Genomic DNA, 12,088 nt, shown 5'->3' on the forward strand with positions numbered 1-12,088 from the left:
ACTTCGCCCGCGGCAACGACAAAATGCCCCTGGTGCATACTTACACCGAAGCCTACGCCCCGTGGGATGTGTATGTTGCCAGCGGTATTTTTATGGGCGATATCAGCCAAACCATTATGGCCCAATTGACCAAAACCATTTTAGTCGGCCTAGTGGGCGGCATACTGGTAACGCTAGCCTTTTGGGGCATGATCTCGTTGATTCTGCGCCGTTTGGGTGGCGAGCCTGACTACGCGGCAGAGGTAGTAGCACGTATTGCCCAAGGCGACTTAACGGCAAGGGTTCGCCTGGGCGCTAACGATACCAACAGCCTGCTTTACGATATTCAGCAAATGCGTGACAAGCTGCATGCAACGATGCAGGAAATTCACGCCACCAGCGCCGCGGTAGACAATGACTCTGGCGATATTGCCGCAGGCAATCAGGAGCTTTCATCACGCACCGAGCAGCAGGCAGCCGCCCTTCAGCAAACCTCTGCCAGCATGGAAGAAGTGACCGCGACGGTGCGCCAAAATGCCGAAAACGTGGAACAAGCCAAGGAGCTTGTACGCAACGCAGGCGAAACCTCTCAGTTTGGCCAGCAAGCCATTGGCCAGGCCGTTACCTCCATGCAGGAAATTAGCGCTGAAGCCGCCAGAATTTCCGACATTGTTACCCTGATTGACAGCATTGCTTTCCAGACCAACATCTTGGCCCTTAATGCGTCGGTTGAAGCTGCCCGCGCGGGCGAGCATGGTCGAGGTTTTGCCGTGGTAGCCAGTGAAGTACGCCAACTGGCTAACCGTTCGGCAACCGCCGCTCACGAGATCAAAACGTTGATTAACGCCTCCAATGCACAGGTGGATAACGGCGCCTCACTGGTGACGACCGCTAAAGAGCGGATGCAGCAGATTGACCAACAGATCCAACGCATCAATGACCTGTTTGCCGACATTACAGCCGCGACGCATGAGCAAACCCAGGGGATTGAACAGATCAACGTGGCCATCGCACAGCTTGACCAGTCAACTCAGGATAACGCCACTATGGTTCAGCAAACTGCTAACTCCGCCCACGACCTGAAACAGCGCTCACAGTCGCTTAGCAGCGTTGTAAATCACTTCACCCTCAGTTAAGCACTCGGCATTACCGGCTTGCGTTCAGGCAGCACTGTCTGGGCGTAAGCCACCACTCAAAACGCGCCTCTAAAACACACGCACAGCAAAACGCCGCCAACAAGGACGGTAGATAGATAGCAATATGTATAACAAGAAGGAAAGGTAAAACAGGAAGGATAACGAAATGAGACTGTTTACATGGAGCGGGAAAAGAGATTCGACGGGGCTGCCATCAGCCGGGCTGGCGTTCCAGCTCTCGACCCTTGGCATGCTAGATGAGGCTGTTTACGTGGAGCGGGAAAAGAGATTCGAACTCTCGACCCTCGCCTTGGCAAGGCGATGCTCTACCACTGAGCTATTCCCGCAATGTAAACATGCACTTGCTAGATGGCGTCCCATAGGGGGTTCGAACCCCTGTTACCGCCGTGAAAGGGCGGTGTCCTAGGCCACTAGACGAATGGGACGTATAAACATCTATCTTTGATTGGAGCGGGAAAAGAGATTCGAACTCTCGACCCTCGCCTTGGCAAGGCGATGCTCTACCACTGAGCTATTCCCGCTTAATCAATTTCTCACCATCGGATTGGCGTCCCATAGGGGGTTCGAACCCCTGTTACCGCCGTGAAAGGGCGGTGTCCTGGACCACTAGACGAATGGGACGTACTTGGAGCGGGAAAAGAGATTCGACCGGGCTGGCGTTCCAGCTCTCGACCTGCACTTGCTTAACCACACGACCAAATTGGAGCGGGAAAAGAGATTCGAACTCTCGACCCTCGCCTTGGCAAGGCGATGCTCTACCACTGAGCTATTCCCGCACTCCGATACCTTAACGACGTAATTGGCGTCCCATAGGGGGTTCGAACCCCTGTTACCGCCGTGAAAGGGCGGTGTCCTAGACCACTAGACGAATGGGACGTTTCATTGCCTCGTCGAGGTGGCGCGTATATTACTCAGAGCACGCATTTCTGTCAAGCCCTATGATATCGCTCTGCTTTCTATCTATACGCCAATCTCTTTCATTGCTACTACTTAACGCCCACTCAAGCGGGTGGCTACACCCTATTCACCTTCTGAACTCGGGTAAGTACTAGCTTTCTTAACTACGCTGTCTTAATTGAAAAGAGTACGATAGCCTGCAAGTCACAGAGGGCAAGGAGACACTAAAATGGCCAAAATTAAAAAATCCCCCGAGCAGTGGCGCGAACAGCTGACGCCTGAGCAGTACCGGGTTGCACGCGAGAAAGGCACCGAACGTCCTTTTACAGGTGATTACCAGGTAAGCGATGCTCAAGGCATTTACCACTGTATTTGTTGCCATGCACCGCTGTTTGAAAACGAGCACAAATTTGATGCGGGCTGTGGCTGGCCCAGCTTCGACAGGCCGCTTGGCAGAAACTGCGTTGAAGAGCATAGCGATACCACGCACGGCATGGTGCGCACAGAAGTAGTGTGCTCTCACTGTGATGCCCACTTGGGGCATGTGTTTCCTGACGGGCCACCGGCGTCCACAGGGTTGCGTTACTGCATTAACTCGGTGTCGCTAGAGTTTCATCCTGACGAGTAAACGCTACCTCTAACCCCTTTAACGAATCGCAGCAAGGCGAGCGCCATCTGGTAGAATGGTTGCTCGCTTTTTTTATGCCCGTTTTTTGTGCTTGTAGGAGAAACTCATGCTCGGCTGGTTCCCCGGACATATGAACAAGGCCCGCCGCCAGATAAAGGATGCGCTGCCAGAAATTGACGTGGTCATTGAAGTACTCGACGCACGTCTGCCCTACTCTAGCGCCAACCCGATGCTGGCCGAGCTGACCCGCCATAAGCCAGTGCTGAAAATACTCTCCCGGGCGGACCTGGCAGACCCAGAGCGCACCGCGGAATGGGTGGCCTTTTTCGATGCCCAGGACGATACCCGGGCACTTGCGATCACCACGACCAACACGCGTGAGTTAAAAAAGATTCCCAAACTTTGCCACGAATTAGCGGGTGACGTACGTGCTGACCGCGACGTTCGGGTGATGGTAATGGGGATTCCCAACGTGGGTAAATCCACCCTAATTAATGGCTTGGCCGGGCGTAAAATTGCCAAGACCGGTAACGAACCGGCGGTCACTAAGCGCCAGCAGAAAGTGCGTATTGATGGCCGAGTAGCGCTGATCGACACCCCCGGCGTGCTGTGGCCCAAGATTGAAGACCAGGCCAGCGCCTATCGGCTGGCGGCCAGCGGCGCTATTCGCGATACCGCCATTGAGTATACCGACGTGGGTATTGTTACCAGCGCCGAGCTTGCCAAGCGCTACCCCGACGAGTTGACCGCACGTTACAAACTCAAAGCATTGCCCACGTATGAAGTGCCGGTCGATAATGACGTGGACGCCGACGGTCCGAAGAAGCCCGACTTCCTGGCGATCGCCGGATTTGATGGCCATGCCATCCTGAAAGAAATTGCCGGCAAACGGGGCGGCCTGCGCGCGGGTGGCGAGGTAGATTTACACCGTGGCGCCGAAGTGCTGCTACACGAATTGCGTGACGGTAAGCTTGGCCGTTTAACGCTGGAAACACCTGACGATATTCCGCCGCCCATTGTGCAAAACGACGAAGACAATCAGCCACTTTCCGACGCATAATGGATAAATCGACCGGCGCCGCCGCACGGCCTTTGGACACTTTTGGATAAATCACTCATGGAAACCTCTCAGCTTCAAACGCCTACTGAGCTTCAGGATACGGACTCACAAAACGCCGAGCCGTCAGCTACTGAACTCAAAAAATCTCACAAGCTCAATAACGTCTGCTACGACATCCGTGGCCCGGTCCTTGATCATGCCAAGCGGCTTGAGGATGAAGGCCAGCGGATTTTAAAGCTGAATATTGGCAACCCGGCGCCCTTTGGGTTTGAAGCACCAGAAGAGATTTTGCAGGATGTGATGCGCAACCTGCCCACGGCACAAGGCTACTGTGATTCCAAAGGCCTCTACTCGGCGCGTAAGGCGATTATGCAGGAGTGCCAGCGCAAGAAAATTCCAGGCGTTGGCATCGAAGATATTTACATCGGCAACGGCGTGTCCGAACTGATTGTGATGTGCATGCAGGCGCTATTAAACGACGGCGACGAAGTGCTGATCCCTGCCCCCGACTATCCACTATGGACGGCAGCGGCGCACCTTTCCGGCGGCCACGGCGTGCACTATAGGTGCGATGAGCATGCCGACTGGACGCCGGACATTGCCGATATCCGCGCCAAGATCACCAGCCGTACCCGCGCGATCGTGCTGATCAACCCCAACAACCCGACCGGCGCGGTTTATCCACCGGCCGTGGTGCGCGACGTATTAGCCGTGGCCAAAGAGCACAATCTGGTGGTGTTCTCTGACGAGATCTACGACAAGATTCTGTATGACGGCGTAGAACATACCGCGACCGGCGCTCTGGCCGACGATGACCAGCTAGTGATTACCATGAACGGGCTGTCGAAAAGCTACCGCTGTGCGGGCTTTCGCTCCGGCTGGATGACGATTTCTGGCACGATTGCCAAGCAGCGCGCCAAGGATTTTATCCAAGGGCTGACCATGCTGGCCTCCATGCGTCTGTGTGCCAACGTGCCTGCCCAGCACGCCATTCAGACCGCACTGGGTGGCTATCAGTCGATCAATGACCTGATCCTGCCTGGTGGCCGTTTACTGGCTCAGCGCGACATCACGGTGGAAAAACTCAACGCGATTCCTGGCGTTTCCTGTGTCACGCCCAAGGGCGCGCTCTATGCGTTTCCTCGTTTGGACCCCAAGGTCTTCAATATTCAAGATGACCAGAAGCTGGTTCTTGATTTGCTCCTTCAAGAGAAAATTCTACTGGTTCAAGGCACGGCGTTTAACTGGCCAGAACCTGATCATGTGCGCATCGTGACACTGCCCTGGGCGGATCAACTGGGCGACGCCCTGGACAGGTTCGGTAATTTCTTGTCCCGCTACCGTCAATAACGTGCGCTGTGACTTGAAACTGCCACGAAGTGTACGTATCTAAGCAAGCATTCTAGTAACGCTTTACCGTCCTCTTAGGGAGAACCTGCACCATGATGCGAATTGTGCTGTTTTTAGCCACCAACCTGGCGGTACTGCTTGTCGCCAGTATTACACTGCGCCTGTTTGGCGTTGAGGGTTATTTACGCAGCCAAGGAATCAACTTTACCAGCCTGCTGATTTTCTGCTTTATCTTCGGCATGGTCGGCTCGCTGATCTCGCTGTTTATTTCCAAGTGGATGGCGAAACGCAGTACCGGCACGGTAATTATTGAGTCCCCTTCCAATGCCACCGAGCAATGGCTTGTCGATACCGTGGCTGAACTTGCCCGCGAGGCCGGCATTAAGACGCCGGAGGTGGGCATCTTCCCCGCCCAGCAGTCAAACGCGTTTGCCACCGGCTGGAATAAAGATGACGCTTTGGTGGCGGTTTCTGCCGGGCTGTTAAACCGGATGCGCCCCGACGAAGTACGCGCAGTGCTTGCCCACGAAATTGGCCACGTCGCCAATGGCGACATGGTCACGCTGGCGCTGATTCAGGGCGTAGTGAACACCTTTGTGATGTTCTTTGCCCGTGTGGTGGCGCAGTTGGTGGATGGCTTTCTTAAAAGCCGCAGCGGCGGCGAAGGTGGCCTGGGCTTTATGGGTTACTTCGCGGTCGTGATTGTCGCAGAAATTGTGTTCGGGATTGTGGCGTCGGCTATCGTTGCCTGGTTCTCTCGCTATCGTGAATACCGTGCCGATGAGGCCGGTGCTCGGTTAGCAGGGACAGGCTCCATGGTGAATGCCCTGGCCCGCTTGAAAGCGGAAACAGAAATGCCGGACCAAATGCCCGACACCCTACGTGCCATGGCGATCACCAAAGGCCAAACACGCTCGCTGGTAGAACAACTTTTTGCCAGCCACCCGCCGTTGGATGACCGTATTCGTGCGCTAAAAGAAGCCGCTTACCGTCAATAAAAATATCCGCAACGTATTTAGTCGCAACAGGCCCGCTTAGCGGGCCTGTTCTTTTTACGCGTTAGAATAACCGTGAGACGTGAAAGCCCGCGGCACTCAACGGCGCTTCAAGATCAACCGCACTGCCCGATAACTGCACGTTCAGCGTGGTAAATTCACGGCGTAGTGGATAATTGGCTCGGCAGGTATCAAAGCCCTGCTTGATACCCTGCAAAAGCGCCTGGCGCTGCAGGCTATCGTGGTCTCGGCGCACGTCATACACCGCACGCATGCACACACGCAGTGCATCCTCGACCGGCAGTGCATCCTGCAAATGCAATGACGCCAATGCTGGCAGCGGGCAGATATCGGCAAACGCGTCATGGTTGGGAGTACCAAGATGGCTGGCTAACGCCTGCTGAATCATCCAGGTACCGCGCAGCTTGCCGTCCAGGCTGTGCCCAGCAATATGCGGCGTGGCAAGTGCCACCAGGTCGCGCAGCCCTGCGTCAATGTCTGGCTCGCTCTCCCACACGTCCAGCACGGCGGTAATATCGCCTTTACCCGCTAACCGACCACGCAGCGCCAACCCATCAACACAGTCGCCCCGCCCGGCGTTTAGCAATACCGTGCCAGGCGCTAATTCATTGATGCGCTGAGCATTCAGCAGCTGATACGTGGCGTGCGGCCCATCTGACACCAGCGGCGTGTGCAGGCAGAGAATATCGCAACGATCGATCAGCGTATCCAGCGCCTCAAAGCCCTGCTCGCCCTCCTGCCCTGCTCTGGGTGGGTCACAGGCAAGTGTGTTGACGCCCAGCGCATTAAGGCGGGCAAGCAAGCGGCTGCCTACATTGCCGACGCCCACAATGCCCACCGTTTTTGAGAGCAGCGACCAGCCATCGCGCTCAGCCAGCGTTAGCAAGCTGCTGAGCACATAGTCCACCACCGCTTCAGCGTTGCAACCAGGCGCGCTTGCAAAGGTAATACCGCGCTCAGCCAGGGCGGCGTGATCAATATGGTCGGTGCCAATCGTACAGGTACCGACAAAGCGTACAGCGCTGTCTGCCAATAGCGCGGCAGTGACCTGGGTGATGGAGCGCACAATCAGCGCATCCGCGTCCTTGACGTGCGCCGCGCTTATTTCACGCCCTGGCAGATGGGTGATTGAGCCAAAATCACCAAAGCAGCGTTCGGCGGCGGGTATATTGGCATCTAAAGTCAGCTTCACAACGTGATCCTTTTAGTCCGCAGGACAGGCAAGCCTCTCCACAGAAAAACGCTTCATAAGCAAAGATAGGCGTTTGCGATAACGCGCTTTACAATACCGTCCGCCGCATCAAATTGGAAAAGAGTATTCAGGACAAGGAGTGCCTAATGGGTAAGCCAGTGTCAAGAACAACCGTGGGAGTAAGCTTGTGATCGTAAGGTGGGAAACCGACCACGACTATGTGCTGGTTCATATTCACCAGGATATGTTTGGCGACTGGATTTTTAGTCGCGCCTGGGGGCAAATCGGCACGCAGTTTGGCGGCTTAAAACATCAACTGGCCGACACGCTTGAGCAGGCTCAGATGTGGCTGGAAGATGAGACGACCATTCAAAAGTCACGCGGGTTTCATAAAGTACTGGACGTTGATGACCATACTCCAGAAGGCCAGGAAGCGATGCGCCAGCTTTCGCTGCTTGATCTGCTTTAAGCGCCCCCAGTAAGTCATCACTCACCCAGAAAACGCCGCCCGTTGCGAACATAACGCCCTTTTGGCGGCGCTTCATCAGGTTGCATCAGGCGTGTTAGCGCGTGCTCACTTAGCCAGCCGCGCTGACGCAACCAAGCGCTTAAGCGTTCTACCTCAAAACCGCGTATCAGCTCATGCCCCTGGCTATCCGCCACAACCGGAATAAGCTCGCCATAGCGCGCTAGTAACTCCGGACAATCACTGATTTCAATGCGTTGCAGCGCCACCGGTTGATTAGCAAGCGCTGCCAGCAGGCCTTCCAGCTGGGCGCACAGATGGCAACCCAGCGTGGTGTAGAGCGTAAGCGAGATCACCGCTGCAAGCCCTTACGCCCTAGCTGCGGTGACGCAGCAGGAACACGTGATGCATATTGGTGCGCCGCTGAAAGTCAGGGTCGAAGGTACGCGAGGTAATCTCCTCCACCGCATAACGCTCGCTAAGTGCATCATCAAGCTTGAAGCGACGCTGATTATTCGAGAATACCAGCGTTCCGCCAGGCGCGAGGCGCGCCATGGCAAGTTCGACCAACCGTGGGTGGTCGCGCTGTACGTCGAGCGTATCGCGCATTTTTTTCGAGTTGGAGAACGTCGGCGGATCCATAAAGATCAGGTCAAACTCGGCGTTAGCGGTTTCCAGCCAGCGGAAACAGTCATCACGCACCACGCGATGCAGGCGCAGGTCGAGTTCGTTCAGCGTAAAGTTGTCTTTTGCCCACTCAAGGTAGGTATTGGACATATCCACGCTAACGCTGTCGCTGGCGCCGCCCAGCGCGGCTTGCACCGTGGCCGTGGCGGTATAGCAAAACAGGTTTAAGAAGCGCTTGCCGCTGGCCATTTCACCCAACATGCGGCGCACTGGCCTGTGGTCCAGGAACAGCCCGGTATCCAGGTAGTCACGCAGGTTAACCCACAACCGCGCATCGCCTTCGCGCACGTCAAAACGCTCGCCACTGGCATCACGCTTCTGGTACTGGGCGGTGCCGGTTTGCCGCTCACGACGCTTGATATACACCTTGCTGGAGTCAACGCCCAACGCATCAGGCAACACTTCCAAGGCGTCAAACAGGCGTTTTTGTGCCTGAGCCGGGTTGATCGAGCTCGGTGCGGCGTACTCTTGAACGTGTACACGGTCACCATAGCGGTCAATCGCCAGCGCAAACTCAGGCATGTCGGCATCATAGAGCCGGTAGCAGGTTTCACCGCTCTGCTTTAACCATTTTTTGAGGCGCTTCTGGTTTTTAACCAGACGATTGGCAAACATCTGGGCGTTTTCGGACACCGCACGCGACGCTTGCTGTGGAGAAGCTTGCGTAGCAGCAGGCGCTTGATCGGCAGACTGCCCTTCTGCCTGGGCATCATTATTGGCCGTTGACGTGCCGATATCCATCAGCAGCAGCTTGGCATCCAGCGCACCATTTTTTAACGCATACTGCTTGTGCGCGCGCAGCCCCAAACGGTGGCCCAGGTCGGGGTTGCCGGTAAACATTGCCAGCGTCCAACCTGGAAACAGTGCCTTGGCTTTTTCGCCCAACTGGGCGTAAAGGCGCACCAGTTCGGGAAGTTCCCCCAACCGCTCGCCGTACGGCGGGTTGGTGATCAACAGCCCGCTTGTTGCCGTGAGCGTCTCGGGCCGGGTTAGCTGGGCAAGACTTTGCCCGTGCAGGGTAATCAGCGCTGGAATGCCTGCACGCATCGCGTTGGTTTTCGCCGCAGAAAGCGCGGCTGGGCTTTGGTCAAAGCCCAGCAGCTGCGTTTTACACCGCTTACGGCCAATAGACGCACGCGCTTCGGCCTCGCGCTTTTGCTCAAGCCAGAGCGCTTCATCGTGCCCAGCCCAGCCCTTGAAGCCAAAGCGTTCGCGGTCTAGGTTAGGCGCCTGGTCGGCGGCCATTAGCGCCGCTTCAATCAGCAGCGTGCCCGCGCCACACAGTGGGTCGATCAACGGCTCGCCAGCCTTGGCTCGCTCGGGCCAGCCCGCGCGTATGAGCAGCGCGGCCGCCAGGTTCTCTTTCAGCGGTGCATGGCCTACATCGCGACGATAGCCGCGGCGATGAAGACTCTCACCCGAAAGGTCGATACCAATCGTGAGATTCGCCCGGTGCAAATGTGCGTACAGGCGCAAGTCGGGCGTTTTAGTATCAATCGATGGCCGCTCTTGCCCGGCAAGCTGCAACGAATCTACCACGCCGTCTTTCACCGTTTGCGCGCCAAAGCGGGTATGACGAATGTGGTCGCTGCGGCCATGAAAATCTACGGCCAGGGTTTTGCCCACAGCCAAATGCTGGGTCCAGGCAATGTGGGCAACGACATCGCGTAACTGCTCGGGCGTTTCAATCATCGGCTCGCGAACGAGCTGCAGAATGACCCGGTTGGCAAGCCGAGACCACAAACATACACGGTAGGCGATGGCTTGGCTGGCGGTGAAGTACACGCCTGCCACCGTGGTCTTTCCAGGCGTCGCGCCTAGCGCTGCCAGCTCATCGGCCAGCAGGCCTTCAATGCCTTTCGGGCAGGTCGCCAACAGGTTCAAGGGGGCGTTTTGACTCGTTTCGGTCATAGTCATGGCAGCGCGTAACCGCGCGATATTCCTATATATGGCAAATGTATTTACATCTTATGACAATTTGGGGGTCGACAAGTGCCCCCATCTTGATCTAAGAATAAGAGAGTAGCTACTAAAAACGCATGCGTTGCTTGTCCAGGCCATTTATGACCTATGGCTTGTTTGGGGCGCCGCTTGGTCGGTTCAGCACGTGAGTGCTAGACAAAAGTACCATGCTGGCTGCCTGCTCTTGAGGTTAGCTCTCGAAATAGGAGCCTGACGCCACTAAGGCATAGTGCACTATTTCTTATTAAAGGCTTTCATGAAAAGAGGTTAGCCAATGAAACGACAAAAACGTGACCGCTTCCAGCGGGCTTATGTTCACGGGTACAAAGCAGGTGTTATCGGCCGCTCCCGTGATGAATGTCCCAGTCAAGATGTTAATTTACGTGAGTACTGGATGAGCGGTTGGCGTGAAGGTCGCGGAGACCAATGGGACGGTATGACCGGCGTTTCCGGTATCCACAAAAACCCCATGGTCATGACCTAACCGGTTATAACTTCCTTAATCTACATTTTGGAACATGGAGCCCGCTTAAAAGCGGGCTTTTTAGCCTCAAAACCACGCGAATTACTGCGTTTTTAGCGCACTGGCACATTCGTTCACAAGCGCTGGGCCTTGGTAAATTAGGCCTGAATAGAGCTGAACCAAATCAGCACCCGCCGCAATTTTGGCTTTTGCGGTTTCACCGCTATCAATCCCGCCAACGCCAATAATCGGTAGCGTTGGCAGATGCTGACGCAGCAGACGAATAATCACGTTAGAGGGTTCAAAAACGGGTTTTCCCGATAGCCCTCCCGCCTCTTCCGCCTGAGGGTCACTCTTGACCGCTTCACGGGAAACGGTCGTGTTGGTCGCGATGACGCCGTCCAGTTCATTGCGAGCAATACTACCGGCCACGAGCGCGACTTCCTCTTCGCTCATATCCGGGGCAATTTTAATCAGTAGCGGTACCTTGCGGTTTGCTTCAGCATCCAGCAACCGGCTACGCTCACGAATTGGCCCTAATAGCGCATCCAGCTGCTCACCAAACTGCAGCGTACGCAGCCCCGGCGTATTGGGTGAAGAAATATTCACAGTAATATAATCAGCGACCGGGTGAACGGCATTCAGGCAGGCTACATAGTCCTCCAGGGCATTTTCAACCGAGGTGGTCAGATTTTTGCCAATATTAATGCCCACCACGCCTTGATAGCGGCGCTTTTTCACCTGCTCAATTAAGTGTTCGACCCCTTTGTTATTAAACCCAAAACGGTTAATGATGGCGTCATGGCTCGCCAAACGGAACAAGCGCGGCTTGGCGTTACCCGGCTGTGCCTTGGGCGTCACCGTGCCCACTTCAACAAAGCCGAAGCCCAGCGCGCCGAGCGCATCCAGGTGATCGGCATTTTTATCAAGCCCCGCAGCAAGCCCCACGCGGTTGGCAAAGCGCAACCCCATCAGCTCAACAGGATCCTCGATTGGCTTGCCCACCCAAGGGCGAATACCGCCCACGCGTTGTAATGCGTCTAACGCCCCCAGCGCCAACCCGTGTGAGGTTTCGGGGTCAATACGAAAGAACAGCGAACGCGCGAGTGAATACATCGACAGAGTCTCTCCGGGAGAATGGGCGGCGCAGAGTATAGCGCATCCTGCCCTTTTAGCGCACCGCGCTCGCGCTTAACCAGAAGCTACGCACAAAAAAAAACCGTGCCTGAGT

11 protein-coding genes and 6 tRNA genes are annotated in these 12,088 nt (G+C 55.7%); 7 read left to right on the forward strand and 10 right to left on the reverse strand.

What is annotated here, in order from left to right; all coding sequences use genetic code 11:
* A partial coding sequence (locus tag ACT3TY_RS13110) for a methyl-accepting chemotaxis protein (RefSeq protein WP_444628526.1) occupies positions 1-1,115 on the forward strand: 1,115 nt, incomplete at its 5' end.
* 272 nt (positions 1,116-1,387) lie between these two features.
* Here the strand turns inward: ACT3TY_RS13110 and ACT3TY_RS13115 are convergent.
* The 6 genes from ACT3TY_RS13115 to ACT3TY_RS13140 all read right to left on the reverse strand — a co-directional run bounded on the left by ACT3TY_RS13115 (position 1,388) and on the right by ACT3TY_RS13140 (position 2,012).
* A tRNA-Gly gene (locus ACT3TY_RS13115) sits at positions 1,388-1,462 on the reverse strand.
* 23 nt (positions 1,463-1,485) lie between these two features.
* Positions 1,486-1,561 (reverse strand) — tRNA-Glu (locus ACT3TY_RS13120).
* 21 nt (positions 1,562-1,582) lie between these two features.
* Positions 1,583-1,657: transfer RNA gene (locus tag ACT3TY_RS13125), tRNA-Gly, on the reverse strand.
* Between the two features lie 24 nt (positions 1,658-1,681).
* Positions 1,682-1,757 (reverse strand) — tRNA-Glu (locus tag ACT3TY_RS13130).
* Between the two features lie 80 nt (positions 1,758-1,837).
* Positions 1,838-1,912: transfer RNA gene (locus ACT3TY_RS13135), tRNA-Gly, on the reverse strand.
* Positions 1,913-1,936: 24 nt separating this feature from the next.
* Positions 1,937-2,012 (reverse strand) — tRNA-Glu (locus ACT3TY_RS13140).
* Between the two features lie 250 nt (positions 2,013-2,262).
* Between ACT3TY_RS13140 and msrB the strand changes: the two genes are divergently transcribed.
* From msrB to htpX, 4 genes are all read left to right on the forward strand, one after another.
* Entirely contained in the window at positions 2,263-2,661 is a 399-nt protein-coding gene (gene msrB, locus ACT3TY_RS13145; protein WP_172117166.1) for a peptide-methionine (R)-S-oxide reductase MsrB, read from the forward strand.
* Between the two features lie 106 nt (positions 2,662-2,767).
* A complete protein-coding gene (gene ylqF, locus ACT3TY_RS13150; RefSeq protein WP_444628527.1) occupies positions 2,768-3,721 on the forward strand; it encodes a ribosome biogenesis GTPase YlqF in 954 nt (317 codons plus the stop codon).
* Positions 3,722-3,778: 57 nt separating this feature from the next.
* On the forward strand, positions 3,779-5,071 hold the full coding sequence (locus tag ACT3TY_RS13155) for a pyridoxal phosphate-dependent aminotransferase (RefSeq protein ID WP_444628528.1): 1,293 nt from the start codon (positions 3,779-3,781) through the stop codon (positions 5,069-5,071).
* A 92-nt stretch (positions 5,072-5,163) separates the two neighbouring features.
* Positions 5,164-6,069 (forward strand): protease HtpX, encoded by a 906-nt coding sequence (gene htpX / locus ACT3TY_RS13160; protein ID WP_172117168.1) that lies wholly within the window; start codon positions 5,164-5,166, stop codon positions 6,067-6,069.
* A 61-nt stretch (positions 6,070-6,130) separates the two neighbouring features.
* Here the strand turns inward: htpX and pdxB are convergent, their stop codons facing one another.
* On the reverse strand, positions 6,131-7,279 hold the full coding sequence (pdxB, locus tag ACT3TY_RS13165; RefSeq protein WP_441680136.1) for a 4-phosphoerythronate dehydrogenase PdxB: 1,149 nt from the start codon (positions 7,277-7,279) through the stop codon (positions 6,131-6,133).
* A 187-nt stretch (positions 7,280-7,466) separates the two neighbouring features.
* Here pdxB and ACT3TY_RS13170 point away from each other — a divergent pair, with 187 nt between their 5' ends.
* Positions 7,467-7,748, forward strand: a complete 282-nt coding sequence (locus tag ACT3TY_RS13170; protein ID WP_018916661.1) for a hypothetical protein — start codon at positions 7,467-7,469, stop codon at positions 7,746-7,748.
* 17 nt (positions 7,749-7,765) lie between these two features.
* Here the strand turns inward: ACT3TY_RS13170 and ACT3TY_RS13175 are convergent, their stop codons facing one another.
* Both ACT3TY_RS13175 and rlmKL read right to left on the reverse strand, forming a co-directional pair.
* The gene (locus ACT3TY_RS13175; protein WP_193054847.1) at positions 7,766-8,101 is read right to left on the reverse strand and encodes a glutaredoxin family protein; all 336 of its coding nucleotides are present in this window, start codon (positions 8,099-8,101) and stop codon (positions 7,766-7,768) included.
* 19 nt (positions 8,102-8,120) lie between these two features.
* Positions 8,121-10,343, reverse strand: a complete 2,223-nt coding sequence (rlmKL, locus tag ACT3TY_RS13180) for a bifunctional 23S rRNA (guanine(2069)-N(7))-methyltransferase RlmK/23S rRNA (guanine(2445)-N(2))-methyltransferase RlmL (RefSeq protein WP_193056798.1) — start codon at positions 10,341-10,343, stop codon at positions 8,121-8,123.
* A 325-nt stretch (positions 10,344-10,668) separates the two neighbouring features.
* Here rlmKL and rmf point away from each other — a divergent pair, with 325 nt between their 5' ends.
* Positions 10,669-10,878 (forward strand): ribosome modulation factor, encoded by a 210-nt coding sequence (rmf, locus tag ACT3TY_RS13185; protein ID WP_087106179.1) that lies wholly within the window; start codon positions 10,669-10,671, stop codon positions 10,876-10,878.
* 81 nt (positions 10,879-10,959) lie between these two features.
* Here the strand turns inward: rmf and ACT3TY_RS13190 are convergent, their stop codons facing one another.
* Positions 10,960-11,973, reverse strand: a complete 1,014-nt coding sequence (locus tag ACT3TY_RS13190) for a quinone-dependent dihydroorotate dehydrogenase (RefSeq protein WP_193056729.1) — start codon at positions 11,971-11,973, stop codon at positions 10,960-10,962.
* Positions 11,974-12,088 lie beyond the last annotated feature (115 nt).

Origin of the sequence: Halomonas sp. AOP22-C1-8 (genome assembly GCF_052378905.1) — a bacterium.
Taxonomy (GTDB): Bacteria; Pseudomonadota; Gammaproteobacteria; order Pseudomonadales; family Halomonadaceae; genus Vreelandella; species Vreelandella citrativorans.